The organism is Lautropia dentalis (assembly GCF_003892345.1).
GTDB classification, from domain to species: Bacteria; Pseudomonadota; Gammaproteobacteria; order Burkholderiales; family Burkholderiaceae_E; genus Lautropia; species Lautropia dentalis.
Genome location: NZ_RRUE01000002.1, coordinates 973413 through 996874, shown reverse-complemented (window position 1 = coordinate 996874; position 23462 = coordinate 973413). Strand labels below are relative to the sequence as shown.

General features: G+C 63.7%; 19 protein-coding genes. 6 read left to right on the top strand and 13 right to left on the bottom strand.

From position 1 onward, the window contains the following. Nucleotides 1–4: 4 nt before the first annotated feature. Complete coding sequence (locus EHV23_RS12015) at nt 5–562, bottom strand: hypothetical protein (RefSeq protein ID WP_125096294.1); 558 nt, start codon at nt 560–562, stop codon at nt 5–7. Continuing rightward, nucleotides 559–1767, bottom strand: coding sequence for an AAA family ATPase (locus EHV23_RS12010; protein WP_158615961.1), 1209 nt, complete (start codon nt 1765–1767; stop codon nt 559–561). The genes EHV23_RS12015 and EHV23_RS12010 overlap by 4 nt, the downstream gene beginning before the upstream one ends. A gap of 216 nt (nt 1768–1983) precedes the next feature. Here EHV23_RS12010 and EHV23_RS12005 point away from each other — a divergent pair, with 216 nt between their 5' ends. The 4 genes from EHV23_RS12005 to ubiM all read left to right on the top strand — a co-directional run bounded on the left by EHV23_RS12005 (nt 1984) and on the right by ubiM (nt 8179). After that, a complete protein-coding gene (locus EHV23_RS12005; RefSeq protein ID WP_125096292.1) occupies nt 1984–3522 on the top strand; it encodes an MFS transporter in 1539 nt (512 codons plus the stop codon). Nucleotides 3523–3939: 417 nt separating this feature from the next. Next, nucleotides 3940–5124, top strand: a complete 1185-nt coding sequence (locus EHV23_RS12000; RefSeq protein ID WP_125096291.1) for a helix-turn-helix transcriptional regulator — start codon at nt 3940–3942, stop codon at nt 5122–5124. Nucleotides 5125–5439: 315 nt separating this feature from the next. Further along, on the top strand, nt 5440–6618 hold the full coding sequence (locus EHV23_RS11995; RefSeq protein ID WP_125096290.1) for a helix-turn-helix transcriptional regulator: 1179 nt from the start codon (nt 5440–5442) through the stop codon (nt 6616–6618). A gap of 289 nt (nt 6619–6907) precedes the next feature. Continuing rightward, nucleotides 6908–8179: a 5-demethoxyubiquinol-8 5-hydroxylase UbiM gene (gene ubiM / locus EHV23_RS11990; RefSeq protein WP_125096289.1), complete on the top strand. Its 1272-nt coding sequence runs from the start codon at nt 6908–6910 to the stop codon at nt 8177–8179. Between the two features lie 42 nt (nt 8180–8221). On the opposite strand, the gene EHV23_RS11985 is transcribed toward ubiM, so the two are convergent. The 9 genes from EHV23_RS11985 to cyoA form a co-directional block, all read right to left on the bottom strand. Continuing rightward, on the bottom strand, nt 8222–8368 hold the full coding sequence (locus tag EHV23_RS11985; RefSeq protein ID WP_125096288.1) for a FeoB-associated Cys-rich membrane protein: 147 nt from the start codon (nt 8366–8368) through the stop codon (nt 8222–8224). Beyond that, entirely contained in the window at nt 8368–10299 is a 1932-nt protein-coding gene (gene feoB / locus EHV23_RS11980) for a ferrous iron transporter B (RefSeq protein WP_203228989.1), read from the bottom strand. The genes EHV23_RS11985 and feoB overlap by 1 nt, the downstream gene beginning before the upstream one ends. Nucleotides 10300–10301: 2 nt before the next feature. After that, a complete protein-coding gene (locus EHV23_RS11975) occupies nt 10302–10619 on the bottom strand; it encodes a FeoA family protein (RefSeq protein ID WP_125096287.1) in 318 nt (105 codons plus the stop codon). Nucleotides 10620–11238: 619 nt separating this feature from the next. Then, the gene (locus EHV23_RS11970) at nt 11239–12588 is read right to left on the bottom strand and encodes an alanine/glycine:cation symporter family protein (protein ID WP_125096286.1); all 1350 of its coding nucleotides are present in this window, start codon (nt 12586–12588) and stop codon (nt 11239–11241) included. A 198-nt stretch (nt 12589–12786) separates the two neighbouring features. Then, on the bottom strand, nt 12787–13803 hold the full coding sequence (locus EHV23_RS11965; protein WP_203228988.1) for an SURF1 family protein: 1017 nt from the start codon (nt 13801–13803) through the stop codon (nt 12787–12789). Nucleotides 13804–13909: 106 nt separating this feature from the next. After that, nucleotides 13910–14320 (bottom strand): cytochrome o ubiquinol oxidase subunit IV, encoded by a 411-nt coding sequence (cyoD, locus tag EHV23_RS11960; protein WP_125096284.1) that lies wholly within the window; start codon nt 14318–14320, stop codon nt 13910–13912. Then, a complete protein-coding gene (cyoC, locus tag EHV23_RS11955; protein ID WP_125096283.1) occupies nt 14317–14949 on the bottom strand; it encodes a cytochrome o ubiquinol oxidase subunit III in 633 nt (210 codons plus the stop codon). Before cyoC ends, cyoD begins: the two co-directional genes overlap by 4 nt. 39 nt (nt 14950–14988) lie before the next feature. Then, nucleotides 14989–16992, bottom strand: coding sequence for a cytochrome o ubiquinol oxidase subunit I (gene cyoB / locus EHV23_RS11950; protein WP_125096282.1), 2004 nt, complete (start codon nt 16990–16992; stop codon nt 14989–14991). 103 nt (nt 16993–17095) lie between these two features. Next, nucleotides 17096–18193 (bottom strand): ubiquinol oxidase subunit II, encoded by a 1098-nt coding sequence (cyoA, locus tag EHV23_RS11945; RefSeq protein ID WP_125096281.1) that lies wholly within the window; start codon nt 18191–18193, stop codon nt 17096–17098. Between the two features lie 552 nt (nt 18194–18745). Here cyoA and EHV23_RS11940 point away from each other — a divergent pair. Continuing rightward, complete coding sequence (locus tag EHV23_RS11940; RefSeq protein ID WP_125096280.1) at nt 18746–19723, top strand: magnesium and cobalt transport protein CorA; 978 nt, start codon at nt 18746–18748, stop codon at nt 19721–19723. Nucleotides 19724–20068: 345 nt separating this feature from the next. Here EHV23_RS11940 and EHV23_RS11935 read toward each other — a convergent pair whose 3' ends face one another. Next, the gene (locus EHV23_RS11935) at nt 20069–20863 is read right to left on the bottom strand and encodes a MetQ/NlpA family ABC transporter substrate-binding protein (RefSeq protein ID WP_125096279.1); all 795 of its coding nucleotides are present in this window, start codon (nt 20861–20863) and stop codon (nt 20069–20071) included. Between the two features lie 240 nt (nt 20864–21103). On the opposite strand from EHV23_RS11935, the gene EHV23_RS11930 reads away from it, so the two are divergent. After that, nucleotides 21104–22069, top strand: a complete 966-nt coding sequence (locus EHV23_RS11930) for a LysR family transcriptional regulator (protein ID WP_125096278.1) — start codon at nt 21104–21106, stop codon at nt 22067–22069. Here the strand turns inward: EHV23_RS11930 and EHV23_RS11925 are convergent. After that, the gene (locus EHV23_RS11925) at nt 22020–23336 is read right to left on the bottom strand and encodes an NCS2 family permease (RefSeq protein WP_125096277.1); all 1317 of its coding nucleotides are present in this window, start codon (nt 23334–23336) and stop codon (nt 22020–22022) included. The two genes, EHV23_RS11930 and EHV23_RS11925, sit on opposite strands and share 50 nt — an antisense overlap. Nucleotides 23337–23462: the final 126 nt, after the last annotated feature.

Here is a 23462-nt window from a genome sequence, read left to right as displayed (position 1 = left end):
TCCGTCAGGCTGGACGGGACTGCGCCGGTACCTGCCCTTGCGACGCAGCCTGTCCAGGCACCAGACGGGTCACGGGCATGTTCTGCATGTAGCGGTTCCAGGTACCCATGTTCATGACGGCGCAGCCTGCCACATGCGGTACTGGCCATGCCCGGCCGCCGGGGCCGCGCAGGGGAAGCTGGCGTCTGAGCGCTTCGGTACGGTTGAGCAGCTCGGCTGCCGTCAGCGTGCTGCAGGCGATCAGCACGGCAAAATGAACTGGTTTTGCAAGCCTTCCCTGCGCATGCTCATAGAGCCACGAATCACGATATTTGGTCTTGAGGTCGTTATCCAGACGGCCGCTGCGAAAGTCATGCAGAAAAACCTCGCGTGACCGTTCACCAGCACGTGAGTGTTCGGGGTCCTTGAACTCGATGAACCAGATCCGGTCGGCCGTTTCAACGATGAAATCGACCGCCTTCATGCAATGCGTCAGCCCATGGGTTGCCGGGTCGTCGAAGCAGCGTCCCCGAGCACCCACAGGCAGGGACAGCTGCAGCTCGCCTTCCGTGAGCGTATTCATCTGCGAGAGGGCTCCCGTACCATGCCATCACTGATCTGCCCCATATCCATCCCCAGGCTGCGTGCCATTTCGCGGTCATACAGACTGGTGTAGGTATCGATGATCAGGTTGGGATCGACACCCGACAGATCATCGCTGGCCAGGGTCTGCACTGCGCCCATTTCATCGCGAAACAGCGACAGATAACGGATCTGGTCCTGCTCGCGGCTACGCAGATCGAACTCCTTGAGCAGCACATAGTTGTGTGTTGCCAGAAAGACCTGCACGCCCATGCGTTGCAGTCGCAGCAGAACATCCACCACCAGTCCGAGCAGGGCCGGGTTCAGATTGGCCTCGGGCTCATCCCAGAAAAGGACGGATCCATTGAACAGGGTTCCGTTCTGCACCAGCAGCGAAACCAGCGCCAGCTTGCGCAGGCCCTCGGCCAGCAGCGTGAATTCCAGTTCCCCCTGCGCATCCTTCAGGAAGAAATGCTCACCCCGCGTCACCACCTGGCCGGCAATGGCAGCCTGCAGCCCATCGAGCAGCTGCTGCCAGGCTGCATCCAGCGGTCCCTTCAGCCGAGGGAGAAAGGCCCGCTTGATCACGTCCAGATAGACCTCCTCGAAGGCAATCTCGCGCCGTGCCGCCGTGGACAGAAAGCCCGGCGCATGCGCCAGCATTTCCTTTACCGGAATATATACGCTGGACAGTTCCTCACGCTCCCAGTCACCCTGCCCCGTGACGTGCACAGTCTCTGCCCGCACGGTTTCGGCCGAAAAGCGGGCAGACAATGAGGCGTTCCCCTGCCGGGTCACGGACACGCGGGCGTCGCCGTCTGCTGCGGCGTCGGTGCAGACGTGCTGTGTACCGGCCACGGGCTGCAGGGTCTCCTGCATCAGGAAACCCTGTGCATCGGGGCCATGGCTACGGCCGGCGGGTTCCGCACCGCCCCCTGCATGCTTGACCTGCCCACGCATGCCGCGACGCACAAGCCGCCCAATGTTGCCCTCATGGGGATTGAACACATTGCGCAGCTTCAGCGCAAACCCCTTGTCCCTGTCTTCCCCCACCGTGACCGCACAGGCGGCATACAGGGTTTTCAGCAGATGGGTCTTGCCCGTGCCGTTGGCGCCGATGAGGATATTGACACCGGACGAGAGCGGCTGGTCGAAAGCGGCAAAGGACGTGAAATTGTCCAGCCGGAGGTGAGTGATCTTGCTCATGAATGGCATCTGGCGACCCCCGCAGGCAGGGGATCAGCCGGGGCGTTTCGGGTATCCGGGCATTGTATAGGCCGACCCCCGGTGCAGCCAGCGTTCTGCATACGGGTGACCTGATACTCCGGTACCTGTCCCCTCTGCCGGCAACCCCGCCCCCTGTCGTGTGGCAGGCCGAATCCGTACAATCCCGCCTTCCTGTCCTGTCCCTATCCTCCCCGCATGAACACCCCTTCGGGCCACGACGGCCAGACGGCGCCCGCCGTGCCGGCATCCACCGCGCCCCCCCTCACTCGCTACGAATGGGCCCTGCTCTGCAGCGCCTACATCAGCCAGTGCGTGGCGTTCAGTTTCTTCTTCGTGGCGCTTTCCAGCATCCTGCGGGGCAACGGCGCAGAGCTGGCAGACCTGAGCTTCATCTACCTGCTCGGCGTGGCACCGGCGCTCAAGTTCCTGTGGGCACCGCTGATGGACCGCTACGGCTTCGGCCGCTGGGGGCACTACAGCCGCTGGCTGGTACTGATGCAGACCGCGCTGATCGTCACGCTCTGGGCCATGGCGCAGCTGAAGATCGGTGGTGTGCCGCCTGAGCTGGCTGCCGGCGCGACCGGTGCAGCGGCTGACATGAATGAGGCTGCCGCAGCACTGGGCGGTGCAGGCGGCACGGGGGCTGCGGCCCATCCCCCCCTGCCCTGGACCGGCCTGATGCTGGGCTGTCTGGCCATGTCGTTCTTCACCGCCTGCCAGGACATGGCGGCCGACGGCCTCTCCACCCGGTTGCTGAGTCCGTCCCAGCGGGGGCTGGGCAATGCTCTGCAGATGGCCTGCGGTTCCATCGGCTTCATTGCCGGCGGGGGCGGTGTGCTGGCCCTGTACGAATACGCCGGCTGGCAGACGGCACTGATGTGCCTGACGGTGCTGAACGTCGTCACGCTGGTGCTGGCGCTCTTTTACCGCGAGCCCGCCCATGCCCGCCCCGACGTGGTGGTGCGGGAACGGATGCTGGATTACTGGCGCGAGATCGGGCGCTTCTGGGTTCGCCCCGACACGGGCTGGCGCTGGGCCTTCATCATCGTGATGCTGCAGGCCGGCGTGTACATGGCCTACAGCGTGATGTCGCCGATGCTGGTGGATGCCGGCTGGAGCTTCACCAAAATCGGCCAGGTAGCCAATGGGTACGGCACGGCGCTGGGCATGGCCTCGATGATCGGCTTTGGCTGGCTGCTGCGCCACTGGTCACTGAACCGGGCACTGCACGTCATTCTGCCGGCGCAGGTGGTGGGCGTGCTGCTGCTGGCCATTCCACTGCTGCTCAAGACTGGAGCCCTGGGTGCGGGTCTGCCGGAAATCGCCCAGGGAGCCGCCGCAGCCGGAGGTACGGCAGCCCCGGATGGCGCCGCAGCGGCTGCCGGGCAGGCAGCGGCATCGGTGGCGCAAACGGGCGGTATCGGCGACATCTGGATCACGCTGGGCGTGGCGGGTTTCATGATGTGCTATATGCCGATGGGTGTACTGGTCAGCACGCTGATGATGGGGCGCAGCAGTGCCCATGCACCGGCCACCGATTTTTCGGTCCAGTATGGCCTGTATCTGGCGGCGGGTTATGGCGCCGGCGCACTGGGTCTGCCTCTGGCGCAGCGCATGGGTTATGCCGGCCTGCTGGCGCTTGCGGGCGCCGTCTGTGTGCTGATGGCCGTGCTGATCCCTGTTCTGCATGCGCGACTGGGGCGTCCTCCGTCTGCAGCCACGGCCCGGGCATGAAAAACCCGGTCTGCCCCACCAATTTCGGCAGTTACATTCATGAGCGATCACGCCGGGTTTGACTGCGGCCTGAATGATCACGGCCGGAATAATAGCCGTCGCAGAATGATGGCCACGGCAGAAACAATGGCCGCATCACGTATGACGGCCCTATCGCGAATAATGGCTGCGTCATGAATGGTTCATGAATGATACCCGTGGCGTAAATGCTGGCCATCGCATGAATAAATCCGGTCTGAACCACGCCGTTCCGTTCATGAACGACACGGCCTGTTCATGAAAATCTGCCCCCTCAATAATCCATTCCGACAACCATTTACATATGCACAATATCGATACCCTGTTGTAACGGGTATATCGTTCGGTGCATGGCAGAATCCGGCGCTCTGATACCTTTTTTAAGGAGGGCTCCCTGCCATGCCCGAGGACGGCAGCGACCATACACCGCCGCCCACTGCTTCCCCTCATGCCGGCAGCCAGTTACTGGACGATTATCTGCACCACGTATTGGCCCACGAAGGCATGAAACCGGTGATCGCCGTGGATGGACAGGGCCGGCGGGCCTGGATCGGCACGCAATCCCCCTGGGCACAGGGGCGCATGGCGGCCCAGCTGTTCGACAGCGGCATCATGACGGTCTGTGCGCAAGGACGGCTGCTGGTACCCTATACCTCGCTGTACGAGGAAAAACACTACTACCCACCGGTGGGTCTGACGCTGAAGATGCAGGGCGCCTTCGACTGGACGGACCTGCGGGGGCGTGAGTTCAAGACGCCGGGCAATAACGAAATGTGGTTCCAGAGCGGCATAATGGACTGGCGGCACAGCACGCTGCACGCCGGCGAATGGTCGCAACTTGAGCTGTCGATGCAGGCGTCGCTGGTCGAACGCTGGCTAGCCGACGGCATGCTGCATGACAAAGCCCGTCGCCTGCTGGAGCAGTGCCTGCAGCCTCGGGGCCAGGGCATCATGCAGGTGCACTCGATGCAGGCAGACATGAGCGCCACCATGCGCCAGGCCCATGCGCTGCTGGCCGGACTGGCCCCCATGCAGGCCATGCCCCTGGCCGAACAGCTGCAGCTGGAAGGCCAGATACTGTCCCTGCTGGGCCAGTGGCTGGCGCTGCCGCCCACCCCCGTCAAGCGCCGGCAGGACCGCTGGCGGCGGACGGTAGATGATGCCATCGACATCATCCAAAGCGAGTACGGCACCGAGCTGTCGATCAGCCGGCTGGCCTGGCGGGTGGGCACCAACGAGTGCTACCTGAAACAGGGCTTTCGCGAACGCACCGGCATGGGCATTGCCACCTACCTGCGCCAGCAGCGGATGAAAGTGGCACTGGCCCTGCTGGAGGAAGGCAGCATGAATGTGGGCGAGGTGGCCCATTATGTGGGCTACCGCAGCCTCGGGCACTTTTCGCAGGCGTTCCGGACGGTGCATGGCTATCTGCCGTCGACCGTGCAGCGGCCATTGTCTTCCCCCCGCCCGCCACGACCATCTGGCACACAGCCGGCTGCGGCACCGGCCAGCAAAAATGCAGACCAGCCGGAGGCAGGTCATGCGCAGGAGCCCGAAATACTCCTGACCGGCGAGGAGCGCTGACGGGCATCACTCACCCAGCTGCGGAAGCGCCGATACACACAAGAACGGCCGGAACAGGCACGGCAGGAATAACGGCCACCGCACGAATGGCGGCCCCTTCACAAATGCGGCCCCCTCACAAATGCGACCCTTTCACAAATGACGGCCACATCACGAATCATGGCCACATCATGAATGATGCCTGCAGCGCAAATAATGGCCGCCACCTGAATCACGCCGGCCTGTTCATGAACGCTCAGGTCCGTTCATGAAATATTGTCGGGTGCATGGCAGAATCCGGCGCTCCGATACCTTTTTCAAGGAGGCTTCCCTGCCATGCCCGAGGACGGCAGCGACCATTTACCTCCGCCCGCCACGCCTCCCGCGGCAGGCACCCAGCTGCTCAACGATTATCTGCAGCACATCCAGGAATTCAAACGCATGAAACCGGCGATTGCAGTGGATGGGCAGGGGCGGCATGCCTGGATCCGCATGAAGACCCCATGGTTGCAGGGGCACATGGACGTCCAGCTGTTCGACAGCGGCATCCTGGCCGCCAGTTCCCGGGGACGGCTGCTGGTGCCCTACACCTCACTGTACGAGGAAAAACACTACACCCCGCCGGTAGCCCTGACGCTGAAGATGCATGGTGCCTTCGACTGGACGGATCTGCGGGGACGTGAGTTCCAGACACCGGGCAACAATGAGTTGTGGTTCCGAAGTGGCGTGATGGACTTGCGGCACAGCACGATGCACGCCGGCGAATGGTCGGCGCTTCACCTGTCGATGCAGGCGCCACTGGTCGAACGCTGGCTGGCCGACGGCATGCTGCATGACAAAGCCCGTCGCCTGCTGGAGCAGTGTCTGCAGCCTCGGGGCCAGGGCATCATGCAGGTGCATCCGATGCAGGCAGACATGAGCGCCACCATGCGTCAGGCCCATGCACTGATGACCGGGCTGGCCCCCATGCAGACCATGCCCCTGGCCGAGCAGCTGCAGCTGGAAGGCCAGGTGCTATCCCTGCTGGGCCAGTGGCTGGCACTGCCGCCCACACCGGCCAGGCGCCGCCAGGACCGCTGGCGACGGATGGTGGACGATGCCATCGACATCATCCACAGTGAATATGGCACCGAGCTGTCGATCAGCCGGCTGGCCCGGCGGGTGGGTACCAACGAGTGCTACCTGAAACAGGGTTTTCACGAGCGCACCGGCATGGGCATTGCCACCTACCTGCGCCAGCAGCGGATGAAGGTGGCGCTGGCCCTGCTGGAAGAAGGGCGCATGAGTGTGCGCGAAGTCGCCCATTATGTGGGCTACCGCAGCCTCGGGCACTTCTCGCAAGCGTTCCGGGCAGTGCACGGATATCTGCCGTCAACCGTGCAGCGGCCATCGGCCTCCCCTCGTCCGTCGCGACCATCTGCCACACAGCCGGCTGATGTACCGGCCGGCAAGGAGGCAGACCAGCCGGAAGCAGGTGCTGCGCTGGCCCCCAGGACACGCCCGACCGGCAGGTAGCATTGACGGGCGTTACCTACCCAGCAACTGCATCCATGGCTGAAGTCTGCCGCCACATTCGACGCGCTCCCCCGGAGACACATACGCCCGGCATCCATGCATATGCATGCCATGGGCAGGGCGACCACGGCAGCCATGACGGCAATCAAGCCCCGAAGCCAGACGGCTCGGGTACACTCTGCGGGTCCGGGGAGCGTCTGTGCGGGTGTCTGCGTGGGGTACGTCAGGCACGCGTGCGAGCTGTGCCCGCATGCGCAGACACGCCCTTACTTTTTTCTGGAGACTGCGCATGGATTTCGATCTTCTCATCAGTGGAGCCGGCCCGGCCGGCCTGTGCCTGGCGCGCGCGCTGGCAGATACGGGACTGACCATCGGCCTGGTCGAGCAGCAGCCGCGCGAGGCGCTGGAAAACGCGGCCTTCGATGGCCGCGAAATTGCCATGACGCAGCGCTCGGCGTCGCTGATGCGCGAGCTGGGCCTGTGGCAGCGCATCCACGACACCGATCCGGCCGCCCTGTCGCCGCTGCGCGATGCCAAGGTGCTCAACGGCGCCTCGCCCTTCTCGATGATGATCGGTCACACACTGACCAACCGCAGCGAACTGGGCTGGCTGGTGTCCAACCACCTGATCCGCCGGGCCGCCTTTGCCGAGGTGGATGCCGCCGCGAAGGCCCATGGCCGCATCACGCTGATGACCGGCCAGCCAATCACCCGCGTACTGTCACAGGGCGCAGCGGCCGCCGGGAGCGCCCCGGCCGCGGGAAGTGCTGGGTCAGCCGCCGGCACCGGTGACATGACCGAGGTGCTGCTGGCCGATGGCACCACCCACCGCGCCCGCCTGCTGGTGGCGGCCGACAGCCGCTTCTCGCCCACCCGGCGTGCCATGGGCGTGGGCGCCAGCATACACGATTTCGGCCGCACCATGCTGGTGTGCCAGATGACGCACGAGGTACCGCACAACCACGTGGCCTGGGAGTGGTTCGACTACGGCCAGACACTGGCCCTGCTGCCGATGAACGACGACCCGGTCACCGGTGAACACCGCGCCTCCACAGTGCTGACACTGCCGCACCAGCGCATCGAGCCGCTGCTGACCATGGACGAAGAAGCCTTCGGCGAGGAGATGTCGCGCCGCTACCATGGCCGGCTGGGCAAAATGAAGCTCACCAGCACGCGCCACAACTATCCGCTGGTGGGCGTGATGCCGCACCGGCTGGTGGCCCGCCGCTTTGCCTGCGTGGGCGATGCCGCCGTGGGCATGCACCCGGTCACGGCACATGGCTTCAATTTTGGCCTGCTGAGTGTGAACACGCTGGCCGACGAGCTGCGCCTCGCACACGCCTCGGGCAAGGATATCGGCAGCCCCGACCTGCTGGCCCGCTACGAGCGCCGCCACATGCTGGCCACGCGGCCGCTGTACGAGGTCACGCGCCTGATCGCCACGCTCTACACCACCGAGGCGGCACCGGCCAAACTGCTGCGCAATGCCGCGCTGCACCTGGGCCAGCGCTTCACGCCGTTCCGCAAGCTGGTGGCGGCATCGCTGACGGGGTCGCTCTGACAGAGGATCAGCGACCGCATGCCCGGGCGCCGTCCTGCACGCTCAGTGACACCCGCCCCCCGAGCCACCGCTGCACTTGTCGCAGGTGCCGCAGTCACCACCGGCGGATTTCTTTTTGAAGATGAATTTGCGCAGGACGTAGGCGAAGGCCGCGATGACGATGACGGCCACGATGAGATTCTCGATCATCAGAATATCCTCGACGTGATCTGGTAGACGATCATGGCCATGACGTAGGCAAGTGCCAGCAGGCCGAAGGTGATCAGGAAGGTGGTTCTTGCCGATTTGGTTTCACGCCGGATCACGGCGAGCGTGGAGGCACACATCGGCGCGTACACGTACCAGGCCAGGAAGGAAAAGGCAGTGGCAATGCCCCAGTTGTTGTGCACGATGGGAATCAGCGCGTTGCTCACGGCATCTTCGGAACCGGCCCCCACCGCATACACGGTCCCCAGCGCGGCCACCACCACCTCACGGGCGGCAATGCCCGGCACCATGGCAATGCACATCTGCCAGGTAAAGCCCAGCGGCGCAAAGATCGGCTGGATCAGGTGGCCCAGCATGCCGGCCAGACTGTAGTCGATGGCAGCCCCCGTGGCGCCCTCGGGGGCAGACGGGAAGCTGGTCAGCGCCCACAGCACCACGCTCACCGAAAAGATCACCGTACCGGCCCGCACCAGGAAGGCCTTCACGCGGTCCCACAGGCTGGTAATGATGTGCCTGAAGTTGGGCATGCGGAAGGTGGGCAGCTCCATCAGCAGCGGGAACTGCTGCACGTTGCCCTTGCTGCGGGCCATCCATTTGAGCACCCATGCGGTGAGCGCCGCCGACAGGATGCCGGCCAGATACAGCGCGAACAGCGTGAGCCCCTGCAGGTTGAACACGCCCCACACCGTCTGGTTGGGAATGACGGCCGCGATGATCAGCGCGTAGATGGGCAAACGGGCCGAGCAGGTGAGCATCGGCGCAATGGCGATGGTGACCAGCCGCTCGCGCGGATCCTGAATGGTGCGGGCGGACATGACGGCCGGCACGGCGCAGGCGAAGCTCGACAGCAGCGGGATGAAGGCCCGGCCCGACAGGCCGGTGCGCGACAGCAGATTGTCGAGCAGGAAGGCCGCGCGCGGCAGGTAGCCCGAGTCTTCGAGCAGCAGGATGAAGGCAAAGAGGATGGTGATCTGCGGCAAAAACACCAGCACGCTGCCGGTGCCGGCAATCACGCCGTTGACCAGCAGGTCGGACAGCAGCCCCTGCGGCAGGGTGGCCCCCACCCATTCGCCCAGTGAATCGAAGAGGCCCTGGATGCTGTCCATCACCGGCTGTGCCCAGGTGTAGACGGCCTGGAAGACCAGCAGCAGGATGGTAAGCAGGATCAGCATGCCCCAGAACGGATGCATGACGATGTTGTCCAGCCGGCGGTGCCAGGCGGGCAGCGTCAGCTCGGTCTGCACCACCTGCGAGAGGATGTCCTCGACCTGTTCGTACAGGGCGTTGCTGTCGAGCGCCTCCAGCTTGCGTTCGGCTTCGGCCGGATCGAGCCGGGCGGTCTGGCCGCGCGGCATGGCAAGTGCGGCCTTTTCCACGGCCATCACGCCGCTCCTGCTGATGGCCACGGTTTCGAGCACAGTGGCACCCAGCAGTTCGCTGAGCTTTTTCGCATCGATCTTCAGGCCGCGGGAACGGGCCACGTCGCTGAGGTTGAGCGAGATGACCATCGGCAGGCCGAGGGTTTTCAGCTCCAGCATCATGCGCAGCGTCATGCGCAGGTTGGTGGCATCGGCCACGGCGATGATGCCGTCCGGACAGACCCCGTACTTGCCCAGCAGCACGTCACGGGCCACCGCCTCGTCGGGGCTGGTGGTGCGCAGGCTGTAGGTGCCCGGCAGGTCGATGAGGCGCACCTCGCGGTCACTGGTAAAACGGCCTTCGCGCCGGTCCACGGTGACGCCGGCATAGTTGGCCACCTTGGCGTGGGCGCCGGTCAGGCCATTGAACAGCACGGTCTTGCCGCAGTTGGGCGCGCCCAGCAGTGCAAAGGTGGCGGCCTTGCTGTGGCTGGGCTGGGCAGCGGTGTCCAGATGAACGGGCTGCACCAGGGTGGCAGAGGATACTTCGGCCATGATCAGCGGGCCTCCCTGGAATGGGTTGAAACAGAAGAAGTCTGACCATGGCCATGCGGCACGACCCGGCAGAGGATCTTGGCGGCCTCGGGCTCGCGCAGGGCAAACTGCGACTGGTTGCCCAGGCGCACGGCAAAGGGGCCGCGCCCCAGCAGGCCGGTGGCAATGACCATCAGCGGGACGCCATCGGAAAATCCGAGGTCGGCCAGGCGGCGGCCCACCATGGGGTCGAGGCCGCCAAAGACCGGGTTGGGCGCAATGCGCTCGATATGCGCATGGGCCCCTTTCTTGAGCTGTGACAGGGGAAGTGTTTGGGTCATTTTCGGTAAGTCCCTTCTTCTCACCCGCAGAATAACAAATGAGAAGAGTTCTTTTTCTTGATTGGTTAACTGCAGAAATACCGACCATTGCGTGACCAGTCCAAATGATGGTGCTGATCATTCCCGCTATTTTGTTCCTTGCAGAAAAAAGTGCAAACAATCCCAAGTACGTCAATCAGGTTTGACCCGAGATGGCAAATGAATTCGCACCTGAACCCTCGGGTTTTGCATGACAGGCATGCACCACGTGTATGGAAAGCTTGATCCTGCACAAGAAAAACAGCCTGTTCATACCTTTTCACCGGGGGTAACCATAAATGGCATGAACGATCAGATATGCATGACTGGCCAGGCGTCAAATATTCAGATATGCATGAATGACCGCCCGAAGTCCTCTGGACATCGACAGTTGCGCACAGGAAAAGCCCGGGCACAGGTTCCGATGCAAAAAACTGCAACATAGGCGACGGCGCAGGCCAGCGCAGCGCCTGTACAAAGCAGGTGGTCAGAGCTTCATGCGCCTGCGCTGATCACGACACAAAAAACCCGCAACACGGACGACGTGCGCGGGCACGGACGACGTGCGCGGGTTCAGAAAAATGCCTCGTGGCGAAGCTGCTCAGGGCAGTTCGCCCGAGCGGCGCTTCATGATGAAGTCCTTCGTCTCGGCCACGATCACGTTGGACATCAGCAGCAGCGCGATCAGGTTGGGCACGGCCATCAGGCCGTTGAAGACATCGGAGGCCGCCCAGACCAGCCCCAGGTTGACCCCGGCGCCCAGCAGCACCGACACCACGTAGATGATGCGGTAGATGGGCACGATCCGCTCGCCACCCAGGTAGGAGGCGCATTTCTCGCCGTAATAGCACCAGCCGAGAATGGTGGAGTAGGCAAAGAAGATCAGGCCGAAGGTGACCAGCCAGCCGCCGGGACCGGGCAGCAGGTCGTTGAAGGTATGGGTGGTGAGCGCCGCCCCCGATTCACTGGAGGTCTGGTACAGCCCGCCGATGACCAGCACGATGCCGGTGATGCTGCAGACCACGATGGTATCGAGGAAGGTGCCGGTCATCGACACCAGCGCCTGCCGCGAGGGGTGGTCGGTCTTCGCGGCAGCGGCCGCGATGGGGGCCGAACCCATGCCCGATTCGTTGGAGAACACGCCGCGGGCCACCCCATAGCGTACGGCCATGCCGATGGTGGCCCCCACCATCGCATCCAGCCCGAAGGCCGAGCGACAGATCAGCGAGATGGCCGGGCCAACCTTGTCGAAGTGCAGGCAGATGATGGCCAGACCGCCCGCCACATAGACGATGGCCATGAAGGGCACGATGTAGGACGACGCCTTCGAAATGCTCTGGATGCCGCCCAGCACCACGATGCCCGTGAGGATGGTCAGCGCCACACCCGTGATCCAGGGGTTGATGTCGAAGCTGGTCTGGATGGCCTGCGCCACCGAGTTGGCCTGCACCGAACTGCCGATGCCGAACGAGGCCAGCACACCGAACACGGCGAACAGCACGGCCATCCACTTCATGTTCAGGCCACGCTCGATGTAGTACATGGGGCCGCCACTCATCTCGCCCTTTTCGTTGGTGACGCGGTATTTGACGGCCAGCACGGCCTCGCCGTACTTGGTGGCCATGCCGAAGAAGGCGGTGATCCACATCCAGAACACGGCCCCCGGACCACCCGAGACGATGGCCGTGGCCACACCGGCAATGTTGCCGGTACCGATGGTGGCCGACAGGGCCGTCATCAGCGCGCTGAAGTGCGAGATGTCACCCTCGTGATCGTGATGGTGGGCCTTCGGCGGCGAAAACGCCTGTTTGAGCGCCATCGGCAGCATGGTGACCTGCAGGAAGGCCAGCCGCAGTGTGAGATAGATGGCCGTGCCGCCCAGCAGTATCAGCAGCGGCAGCCCCCAGACGTAGCCGCCCAGCCATTCGAAGAAATTCTGCAGTGCCTCCACCGGTCGCTCCTCGCCTGATGTTGCGGGAGCCCCGGGATCCTGCCCGGTGGATGGCTCCCCTGTACGGCCAAAAGTGTAGCTTCTTTTGACCCCGGCTCAACGTATGGGAACCATCCATTCTGCTTGGTGATTGCCCTGACAGGGCAATCCCTGATTCGCCATCCAGGCACCGGCGCGACGGATACCTGCCCCCCGGAATCAGTCCTGCGCCTCCCCTGCATGGCGGCGCTCCCGCCGCGGCACCCACAGCATCTTCCAGGCACCGAAGGCCACCAGGGCGGCCAGGCTGTACCAGGTGAAGATGTAGGAGAGGTGGCTGTTGGCAAACGAAACCACGGTCAGGCCGGGCATGGGCAGCTGTTTGCGCTGTGAGGCCATCCAGTGCGACAGCGCCAGCTCGTCGCTACCCTCGGGGGGCGGACGCCAGCGTTCGGTGTCATCCACCGGGGCATCCATGCTGGGCAGCGACCGCACCGGCAGGGCCTGGTCGATGAAGAACGGCGCAACACGGGGCGTCGTACCGGCAGGGGCAATGCTGCTTTCACCAGCACCACCCGCCGCGGAAGGGGCATCACCATGGCCGGCGTTGACATGCTCCGCTGCAGAAGAGGTGTCGCCATCGAGATGACGTGAGGCGGCAATGGCCGCCACGTCCCGCGAGTACCAGCGGTCATCGGCCGGATTGTTGTCGCGCAGGAAGCCGCCCTTCGGTTCGGTCATGCGCATCAGGCCGCTGATCTCGACCAGTCCCTCCGGGTGGTCGAAGTTGCGCTTGCCCACGGCGCGGTACTCGGGTGGCACGAAGCCGCGGTTGATGAAGACGATGTGACCGTCGGCCAGCTGCAGCGGCGTCAGCACCCAGTAGCCAGCGCCCAGCACGGTACTGGCCTGCACGAAGGCCTCGTGCTGGTGCAGGAAGGTGCCGCGCACGCGGACCTGCCGGTATTCATCGTGATCACGATTGACGGCGGGCCAGTCGGCCGGCGGCGGCAGGGGCACCGGGGCCGCATGGATGCGCGCATCGACACGGGCGATCAGGTCTAGCTTCCACGCACGCCGCTCGACCTGCCAGGTGCCCAGCGAAACGAACAGGATGAACAGCCCCAGCAGCAGCACGGCCACCACGGCGCGTGCCACCGGTGAAGACGCCAAAGGCCGCGCAGGGCGGCCTTCGGGGCGTGATGCATTCGATGCGTCTCTTTCGGTATCGGGCATGTTGGACATCCGGAAATCTGCGCCGGGGAGGGAAAGCATCCCCTCCCCTTGACCGATGCCTGGCCATGCACGCAGACCAAACGGCACCGGTCACAGGAACCCGCGCTCAGGGAGCGATACGCAGGTTGTGGTTGGTGGCGGGCATCAGGTTGTAGTTCAGGTGGTACATGACCCACAGCGAACCCACCAGCGTGATGGCCAGCAGAATGGCGGTGAACACGAAGGCCAGGAAGGTCCAGCCCCCCTGGGCCTTGCGGTTCATGTGCAGGAAATACACCATGTGCACGATGATCTGCACGGCACCGAAGCCCATCACGACCATGGCCGCGACATCGGGGTTTTCGATGGCCCCGCTCATCACCAGCCCGAAGGGGATGGCGGTGAGAATCACCGACAGGATGAAGCCGGTGTTGTACTCCTTGCGGGTGACGTGCGGAAATTCTTCGTGATGGCCATGGTCGCCGTGGCCGTGATGGCCTGCCGGAGCATGGCCCGTGTTGTGCGAGTGTGCGCTCATGACAGGGATCCCACCAGGTAGACAAAGGAGAAGACAGCCACCCAGACCACGTCCAGGAAGTGCCAGAACATCGACAGGCACATGACGCGGCGCCGGTTGGCGGTGGTCAGGCCGTGCTTGCCCAGCTGGACCATCAGCGTCACCAGCCAGACCAGGCCGAAGGTGACGTGCAGCCCGTGGGTGCCCACCAGGCCGAAGAACGACGACAGGAAGGCGCTGCGCTGCGGGCTGGCGCCATGCTCGATCATGTGGTGGAACTCGTAGATCTCGATGCACAGGAAGCCCAGACCGAACAGCGCGGTCAGGCCCAGCCAGCGCAGCGTGCCGCCCAGCTTCTCTTCCTGCATGGAAATCACGGCGTAGCCGTAGGTGATGGACGAGAACAGCAGCATGGCGGTGTTGAGCGCAACCAGCTTCAGGTCGAAGATATCGCGCCCGGACACGCCGGCGGCATAGTTCCTGCCCAGCACCCCGTAGGTGGCGAAAAGACAGGCGAAGATGAGCAGGTCGCTCATCAGGTAGATCCAGAAGCCCAGCATCGTCCCGTTCTCGGGATGATGCTCTTCCGTCAGGTAGTACTGGCGGGCACCGGCCTCGGCCGGGCCCTTTTGGGTCAGGGTTGCACTCATGCTTGGTTTTGCCAGGTCCGTGTCATGTGTTGGGGATGATCAGGCATTGGCAGCCAGGATGCGGGTCCGGGCGGCTTCGGTCCGTTCGACCTGGGCAGCCGGAATGTAGAAGTCCCGCTTGTAGTTGAAGGTGTGGATGATGATGGCCGCCAGCATCGCCACGAAGGACACGCCGGCAAACAGCCACATGTGCCAGATCAGGCAGAAGCCCAGTGCACCGGAAAGCGCCGCGATGGTGAAGCCGGCCGCGGTGTTCTTCGGCATGTGGATGGGGATGAAACCACCCGTGGGCCGCTTGTAGCCGTGCTCCTTCATGTCCCACCAGGCGTCGATGTCATGCACCACCGGGGTGAACGCGAAGTTGTAGTCCGGCGGGGGCGACGAGGTGGACCATTCCAGCGTGCGGCCATCCCACGGATCGCCGGTTTCGTCACGCAGCTTGTCGCGGTGGATGAAGCTGAAGACGAGCTGGGCGATGAACGACAGGATGCCGATCAGGATGATGCCCACGCCGATGGCGGCGATGATGAAGTAGATCTGCAGCGACGGATCGTCGAAGTGGCTGACGCGACGGGTCAGACCGGCCAGGCCCACGATGTAGATCGGGGTGAAGGCCAGCCAGAAGCCGAAGAACCAGCACCAGAACGACAGCTTGCCCCAGAACGGGATCAGGCGGTAGCCGAAGGCTTTCGGGAACCAGTAGGCGATGCCGGCCAGCATGGCATAGACCACGCCACCCAGAATCACGTTGTGGAAGTGGGCGATGAGAAAGAGGCTGTTGTGCAGCACGAAGTCGGCTGCCGGCACGGCCAGCAGCACGCCGGTCATGCCACCGACGACGAACACCACCATGAAGCCCACCACCCACATCATCGGCACTTCGAAGCGGATGCGGCCGCGGTACATGGTGAACAGCCAGTTGAAGATCTTGGCTCCCGTCGGGATGGAGATGATCATCGTCGAGATGCCGAAGAAGGTGTTGACGCTGGCGCCCGAGCCCATCGTGAAGAAGTGGTGCAGCCACACCAGGTACGACAGGATCATGATGCAGCTGGTGGCATACACCATGGAGGTGTAGCCGAACAGGCGCTTGCGGCAGAAGGTGGCCGTGACTTCGGAATAGATGCCGAAGGAGGGCAGCACCAGCACATAGACCTCGGGGTGACCCCAGATCCAGATCAGGTTCACGTACATCATGGCGTTGCCGCCCAGATCGTTCGTGAAGAAGTGCGTGCCCAGATAGCGGTCGAGCGACAGCATGAACAGCGAGGCCGTCAGCGCCGGGAAGATGACCGTGATCAGGATGTTGGCGCAGAGGGCCGTCCAGGTGAACACCGGCATTTTCATGAGGTTCATGCCGGGGCAGCGCATCTTGAGGATGGTGACGATCAGGTTCACCGCAGAGAGCGTGGTTCCGACCCCGGCTATCTGCAATGCCCATATGTAATAGTCCATCCCCACGTCGGGACTGTATTCGATGCCCGACAGCGGCGGATAGGCCAGCCAGCCGGCCTTGGCGAACTCGCCGATGAACAGCGACAGCATCACCAGCACGGCGCCGAAGGCGGTCATCCAGAAGCTGAAGTTGTTCAGGAACGGGAAGGCCACGTCGCGCGCACCGATCTGCAGCGGCACGATGTAGTTCATGAAGCCCGTGACCAGCGGCATGGCCACGAAGAAGATCATGATCACGCCGTGGGCGGTGAAGATCTGGTCGTAGTGGTGCGGCGGCAGGTAGCCCAGGTTGTCACCGAAGGCCATGGCCTGCTGCAGACGCATCATCAGCGCATCGGCAAAACCGCGCAGCAGCATGATGATGCCCAGCACGATGTACATGATGCCGATCTTCTTGTGGTCGACCGAGGTGACCCAGTTGCGCCAGAACGGGCCCCACATTTTGAAATAGGTCATCCCGCCCACGACGGCCAGGCCACCGACGGCCACGGCTAGGAACGTGAAGATCAGGATGGGTTCGTGAAGCGGGATGGCCTCCCAGGACAGGCGTCCCAGGAGCAGTTTGGAGGGGTCGGATTGATCGAACATCGGGTTTCTGGCAAGGGTTGCCCAGGCGCCGGCGACGCCGGGTATCAGTTATGAAAACAGGCGCTGCCGGCACGGGGCCGGCAGCCGGATCAGGATGTAGCGGTTACTGGACGCTGGTCGGCACGGACAGCGGGATGGGGCTGCTGGCCTGCAGGTCGGTGGTACGGACGGCCGGGGCGCACAGGGCCTCGGACACGTAGGAGCGGAAGACCTGGATCTCGCCGCGGTGAGCCGGCTCGTTGATGGCCTCGGTGACCACGCCGTCCACGCCCAGACGTCCCAGACCGCCCTGGGCATCGATGGCCATGATCATGTCGGAGCACATCCGGTCGGCCTCGACGCAGCGCAGGCGCACCCGTTCGTACAGGCCAGGATCGACACTGGCGTACTCACGCACCTTCTCGTTGGCGCTGGGTTTGGCCAGCTGCAGGTAGTCGGCGCGGGTGAGCTGGGCGCCGCCACTGCTGCGCACCTTCTCGACCCAGGCGTCGTAATCCTTCTGCTCCAGGCCCTTGAAGTTGAACTTCATGCCCGAAAAGCCCGCACCGGAGTAGTTGCCCGACAGGCCCATGTAGTCACCCGGCTTGTTGATGACCGCATTGAGCTGGCTTTCCATGCCCGGCATCACGTAGATCATGCCGGCCAGGGCAGGAATGTAGAAGGTGTTCATCACCGAGGTGGCCGTCATCTTGAAGCGGATGGGACGGTCGACCGGCGCGGCCATCTCGTTGACCAGGGCGATGCCTTCCTTCGGATAGATGAAGAGCCACTTCCAGTCCATGGCCACCACCTGCACTTCCAGCGGCTCGACACCGGCGGCCACCGGGCGGTTCTCGTCGATTTTCTCGAGCGGACGGAAGGGATCGAGCGAGTGCGAGGTGACGTACGTGATGTAGGCCAGGATAAGGATGATGATGATGGGGATGGACCACAGCACCACTTCCAGCTTGTTGGAGTGGGTGAAGGTGGGATCGTAGGTGGCATTGACGTTCTTCTCGCGGTAGCGCCAGGCAAAGAAGAGCGTCAGGAAGATGACCGGGATGATGACGATCAGCATCAGATAGGTGGCCAGCAGGACCAGGTCCTTCTCCTGCTCGGCAATGTAGCCGGAGGGCCGGAGCACGGTCAGCTGGTTGCAGCCTGCCATCAGCGCGGCAGAGGCCAGCAGGATCAGGGAACGTAGGCGGGAAGCGGTTTTCATGCCGGAAATAGGTCTCAAGCGCCCCTGGGGCGATCTGAACGGTAGATGCAACATGCCGGAAGCCGGCACGGGCAGGATGAAGGAATCTGGCAGATGGCCCCGGAGCCATCCGGTACGGCACGGAGCCGGCGCCCAGCGAAGCACCGGCACGGACAGGTGTCTCCCGCAGGCCGGTCCTGCCTACGGCCACCGTGCTGAACCGGGGCACCACAGCCCCGGCCGCACCCCGGCAACGGGCCGTTGCGGGATAAACCAGACCCTTCCTGTACTCCGGATGGCGCGTGTCAGGGACTCATTCGGGGCCTGCGGGGGGACGAATGGATGGATCCATGACACGCTCTACCCGGAACCATTGAATAATGATATGCGATTCTTGAGGTATCGCTCAAACCGCCTGCCACCGGATGCGGCAAACCCGGCGTCCGGCCGACAGTCGCAAACACTGTTTTGCAATTGGGAATGATAAGCACCCGCCTCGGGGGCGATACCCTCACGTTTCAGGCACGATATTCATAATAATACCTGCTGGCTTTCCACGACGCCCCCTGCCCCATGATCATCCAGTGCACCACCTACCAGGACGGCAAGCGCCTGGCCGACATCGATGTCTCGGCCCTGCCGAACGCCCTGCGTAATCCCGACCTTTTTACCTGGGTAGCCCTGAAGGACCCGGAGCCCGCCGAGGTCCTGATGATGCAGGAGATCTTCGACCTGCCCGAGCTGGCCGTGGAAGACACGCTGCATGGCGGCCAGCGCCCAAAAGCGGAGGAGTATCACGGGCTGCTGTTCATCTCGCTGAAGGTGGTCGAGCAGGACGGGGGCGAGATCCATTACGGGGATCTGTATGTCTTCATGAACCAGCACTTTCTGCTGTCGGTCCGCAATGGCGTCAGGCGCGGCTTTGCCGATGTACGCACCCGGGCCGAGCGCGAACCGGAGCTGATGAAGCAGGGTGCCGCCTTCGTGCTGTACGCTCTGGCCGATGCGGTGGTGGACCGCTTCATGCCGGTGGCCGACGGACTGGAAGACCAGCTGGAGGCCATCGAAACCGAGATTTTCCACAAGCAGCCCACCCGGGAGATGATGCTGCGCCTGCATTCGATGAAGCAGGACGTGACAGAGCTGCGGCATGCACTGCCGACCGTGCCGACGGTGCGGGACGAGGTATTCGTGCGGCAGTATGCGCGCCACCAGTCGCACCGCGGCGACGGGCTGCAGGACTACTTCCGCGATGTGCACGACCACCTGCAGCGGATCGGCCAGTCGCTGGACAACGTGCGCGACGGTATCCTGATGGCCATGCAGGTGAACATGTCGCTGATCGGCCTCGAACAGAGCGAGGTGAGCAAGAAACTGGCGGCCTGGGCCGCCATCTTCGCCATGATGACCACCCTGGCCGGCATCTGGGGCATGAACTTCGAGAACATGCCGGAGCTGAAGTGGCCGCTGGGCTACCCGATGGCCCTGCTGCTGATGGCCGCCATCGGGCTGATCCTGTACCGCCGCTTCCGCAAGGTCGGGTGGCTGTAGTCCTCCTGCGCCCGACAGCTTCCTGCATCCGACAGCCCCTGCGCCCGACAGGGGATCACGGTTCCGTTGCAGGTGGCAGAGCCCCACCGGGCACCCCGCAAAAAAGCGCGGCCTCCATGAAAAAGCGCGGCTCCCATGACAGGATTGCCGCGCTTTTTCCAGGGACCCTCTGCAAAAGTCTGCGAGCGCTTCGAACCCAGGATCGGGATGAGCCAGAAGGCGCCATTTGTCGGCAATAGCAGCGCTATTGGCGACAAATGGCAACGCACTGGATCGCCCGGGCATGGGAATCAAAGTGCCGCAGGACTTTTGCAGAGGGTTCCCAGGCCGGAGACAGATGGCGAATCAGAACGCCGGCACGATGGCGCCCTTGTACTTCTCTTCGATGAATTTCTTCACGTCGTCGGAGCGCAGCGCCTTCATCAGCTTGGCGATGGCCGGCGACTTCGCGTTGTCGGGGCGGGCCGTGACGATGTTGGCATAGGGCGAATCGGCGCCCTCCAGCACCAGCGCATCCTTGTTGGGCTGCAGACCGGCGGCCAGCGCATAGTTGGTGTTGATCAGCGCCAGATCGGCATCATCCAGCGCACGCGGCAGGAAGGCGGCATCCAGTTCACGGAAGCGCAGCTTCTTCGGGTTCTCGGCCAGGTCACGCGAGGTGGACAGGATGTTGTCCGGGTTCTTCAGCTTGATCAGACCGGCCTTCTGCAGCAGCAGCAGGGCACGGCCCCCGTTGGACGGGTCGTTGGGCAGCACCACGGTAGCGCCGTTCTTCACATCGGCCAGGCTCTTGACCTTGCGCGAGTACAGGCCGAAGGGCTCGACGTGCACGGCCGCATCCGGCACCAGCACGATGTCGGTGTGGTGTTCCTTGTTGAAGCTGTCCAGATACGGCTTGTGCAGGAAGAAGTTGGCGTCCACGGCCTTGTCGACGGTGGCCTGGATGGGCTGCACGTAGTCGTTGAACACGCGCACCTTCAGGTCGATGCCTTCGGCCTTCAGTTTGGGCTTGACGAAGTCGAGCAGCTCGGCGTGCGGCACGGGCGTGGCGGCCACGGACAGGGTTTCGGCATGAACCCCGGCAGCGGCCAGGGAGAGAACGGCAACGGCCGTCAGACGACGGGCAAGTTTCTTGATCATGAGAGGTGTTCCGAAAGGAGACCGGAAGAAAACCGGACACAGGGACACCGGCACGGCAGCGATCCTGCCTGGCCGCCCGGCGCAGCAACGGCCGACATACTGGCACCGTTCGTCCCCTTTATGCAAGCCCGTCATAAGGGCAATGTCTTGCCATACGACACAGTTTACCTACGATCATGCAGATATCACATATGATTCAGATCAATCAGCCCGGAATACAACCCTTCTTCCCTGATCGAAATGGACAAGATTCAGGCAATGTCGACCTTCGTGGCCGTGGTCGAGGCCGGCAGCTTCGTCAGGGCCATGTCGGCCCTGGGCATCTCCAAGGCCGCCGTCTCGCGCCACGTGGCCGAGCTGGAACAGCATCTGGAAACCCGGTTGCTGCAACGCACCACGCGGCGGCTGTCGCTCACCACCGAGGGCCAGCGCTATTTCGAACGCTGCAAGGAAGTGCTGGCGGCCATTCACGAGGCCGAATCGGAAATCCGCTCACGCAGCGGCGAGGCCTACGGACGGCTGCGGGTGTGCGTGCCCTACACCTTCGGCAACCTGCATCTGGCGCCGCTCTGGGGGCGCTTTCTGGCCGAGAACCCGCAGGTACAGCTGGACGTGGTGCTGTCGGACCGGATGGTGGACCTGGTCGAGGAAGGCTACGACATGGCCGTACGGGTAGGCATCCTGAACGATTCGGCCCTGATCAGCCGGCGACTGGCCAGCACGCGGCTGGTAATGTGCGCCTCGCCCGAATACCTGCGACTGCACGGCACACCCCGCACACTGCAGGACCTCGCCCACCACGAGACCATCCTGTACAGCTACACCTACCCCACCCGTACCGGCGAATGGAGCTTCGACGGCCCGGATGGCCGCGAGACCGTGCGCATCAATACCCGGCTCTTTGCCAACAACGGCGACACCTGCCAGCAGGCCGCCCTGGATGGCCAGGGCATTGCCCTGCAGCCGGACTTCATGGTGCACCAGGAACTGCGCGATGGCCGGCTGGTGCAGATCCTGTCGCAGTACCAGACCGGCGAGCGCAACATCTATGTGCTCTACCCCACCCGCAAGCTGCTGCCGGTGAAGGTCCGCCGGCTGGTGGACTTCCTCGTCCAGGGCCTGGCAAACCCGGTCTGGTATGGTTGGGAGGAGGAGGTCAATGCCCGCCCAGCCACGCAAAGCGCAGCACGAACAGACCTGCGATGATCCAGGTCAGCGGGTGCACTTCGCGCCACTTGCCGGTCAGCGTCTTGAGCGCCACATACGAAATGAAGCCAAAGGCCAGACCGTTGGCAATCGAGTAGGTGAACGGCATGGCCAGCGTGGTGATCACGGCCGGCACCGCCTCGATAGTGTCCTTCCAGTCGATGTCGACCAGATCGCGCACCATCAGGCAGGCCACGAACATCAGTGCCGGCGCCGTCGCATAGGGCGGCACCACCGAAGCCAGCGGCGAGAAGAAGAGCGCCAGCAGGAACAGCGCGGCCACCGTCAGCGCCGTCAGGCCGGTGCGGCCACCGGCCTGCACACCGGCCGCGCTTTCCACATAGGCCGTGGCGCTGGACGTGCCCAGAATCGAGCCCGCCATGATGGCGGTGCTGTCGGCCATCAGTGCACGGCGCATGCGCTGGTTCTGCTCGGGCGTGCCCGCTCCCACGAACAGGCCGGCCCGGCGGGCCACGCCCATCAGCGTGCCGGTGGCGTCGAACAGCTCGACCAGGAACATCACCAGCACCACGTTGACCAGGCCGCCAGCCAACGCCCCCTTGATGTCCAGCGCAAGGAACGTGGGCGCAATCGACTGCGGCGTGGAGATGACGCCGTTGAGCTTGTTGTCACCCACGAACAGCGACAGCACCGTCACCATCAGGATGCCGATCAGCACCGAGCCGGTCACACGCTTGTAATCCAGCGCCACGATCAGGAAAAAGCCCAGCCACGACAGGATGACCGGCACCGAATGCATGTCGCCCAGCGTCAGCAGTGTCTTGGGATGATCGACGACGATGCCGGCATTGCTGAGCCCGATGATGGCCAGAAAGAGGCCGATACCGGCCGTGACCCCGGCCCGCAGGCCCTGCGGGATGCCCGTGATGAGCAGTGAACGCAACCCCAGCGCCGTGGTCAGCAGGAACAGGCAGGCCGACAGGAAGACCGCCCCCAGCGCCGCCTGCCAGCTGTAGCCCAGCGTACCCACCACCGTGAAGGCAAAGTAGGCGTTCAGGCCCATGCCCGGCGCCACGGCAATCGGGTAATTGGCATAGAGGGCCATGACGGTTGTACCCAACGCGCCCACCAGGCAGGTGGCCACGAACACCGCCTCCTTCGGCATGCCGGTGCTGCCCAGGATCATCGGATTGACGAACAGGATGTAGGCCATGGTCAGGAAGGTGGTCAGACCGGCCAGAACCTCGGTACGCACCGAGGTCCCGTGCTCCTGCAACTGGAAGGTTCTTTCGAGCAGACTGGACATGGAAGAAGACGCCCTCACCGGAGCGGGGCGCAGCAGAGGAGGGAGAGGACGGTCACGAACGGCCGTCGTCGGGCGACAGACGGTCACACGCCGCAACAAGGCGCAAAGATAACGGAAAACGGCACC

Excerpts from the sequence above, each read along its gene's own strand:
- EHV23_RS11985 (WP_125096288.1), bottom strand. The coding sequence starts at position 8,368 with ATGATCGAGAATCTCATCGTGGCCGTCATCGTCATCGCGGCCTTCGCC.
- cyoA (WP_125096281.1), bottom strand. The coding sequence starts at position 18,193 with ATGAAAACCGCTTCCCGCCTACGTTCCCTGATCCTGCTGGCCTCTGCC.
- EHV23_RS11940 (WP_125096280.1), top strand. The coding sequence starts at position 18,746 with ATGATCATCCAGTGCACCACCTACCAGGACGGCAAGCGCCTGGCCGAC.
- feoB (WP_203228989.1), bottom strand. The coding sequence starts at position 10,299 with ATGGCCGAAGTATCCTCTGCCACCCTGGTGCAGCCCGTTCATCTGGAC.
- EHV23_RS11930 (WP_125096278.1), top strand. The coding sequence starts at position 21,104 with ATGGACAAGATTCAGGCAATGTCGACCTTCGTGGCCGTGGTCGAGGCC.
- cyoD (WP_125096284.1), bottom strand. The coding sequence starts at position 14,320 with ATGAGCGCACACTCGCACAACACGGGCCATGCTCCGGCAGGCCATCAC.
- ubiM (WP_125096289.1), top strand. The coding sequence starts at position 6,908 with ATGGATTTCGATCTTCTCATCAGTGGAGCCGGCCCGGCCGGCCTGTGC.
- EHV23_RS11975 (WP_125096287.1), bottom strand. The coding sequence starts at position 10,619 with ATGACCCAAACACTTCCCCTGTCACAGCTCAAGAAAGGGGCCCATGCG.
- cyoC (WP_125096283.1), bottom strand. The coding sequence starts at position 14,949 with ATGAGTGCAACCCTGACCCAAAAGGGCCCGGCCGAGGCCGGTGCCCGC.
- EHV23_RS12005 (WP_125096292.1), top strand. The coding sequence starts at position 1,984 with ATGAACACCCCTTCGGGCCACGACGGCCAGACGGCGCCCGCCGTGCCG.
- EHV23_RS11995 (WP_125096290.1), top strand. The coding sequence starts at position 5,440 with ATGCCCGAGGACGGCAGCGACCATTTACCTCCGCCCGCCACGCCTCCC.
- EHV23_RS12010 (WP_158615961.1), bottom strand. The coding sequence starts at position 1,767 with ATGAGCAAGATCACTCACCTCCGGCTGGACAATTTCACGTCCTTTGCC.
- cyoB (WP_125096282.1), bottom strand. The coding sequence starts at position 16,992 with ATGTTCGATCAATCCGACCCCTCCAAACTGCTCCTGGGACGCCTGTCC.
- EHV23_RS11935 (WP_125096279.1), bottom strand. The coding sequence starts at position 20,863 with ATGATCAAGAAACTTGCCCGTCGTCTGACGGCCGTTGCCGTTCTCTCC.
- EHV23_RS11925 (WP_125096277.1), bottom strand. The coding sequence starts at position 23,336 with ATGTCCAGTCTGCTCGAAAGAACCTTCCAGTTGCAGGAGCACGGGACC.
- EHV23_RS11965 (WP_203228988.1), bottom strand. The coding sequence starts at position 13,803 with ATGCCCGATACCGAAAGAGACGCATCGAATGCATCACGCCCCGAAGGC.
- EHV23_RS12000 (WP_125096291.1), top strand. The coding sequence starts at position 3,940 with ATGCCCGAGGACGGCAGCGACCATACACCGCCGCCCACTGCTTCCCCT.
- EHV23_RS12015 (WP_125096294.1), bottom strand. The coding sequence starts at position 562 with ATGAATACGCTCACGGAAGGCGAGCTGCAGCTGTCCCTGCCTGTGGGT.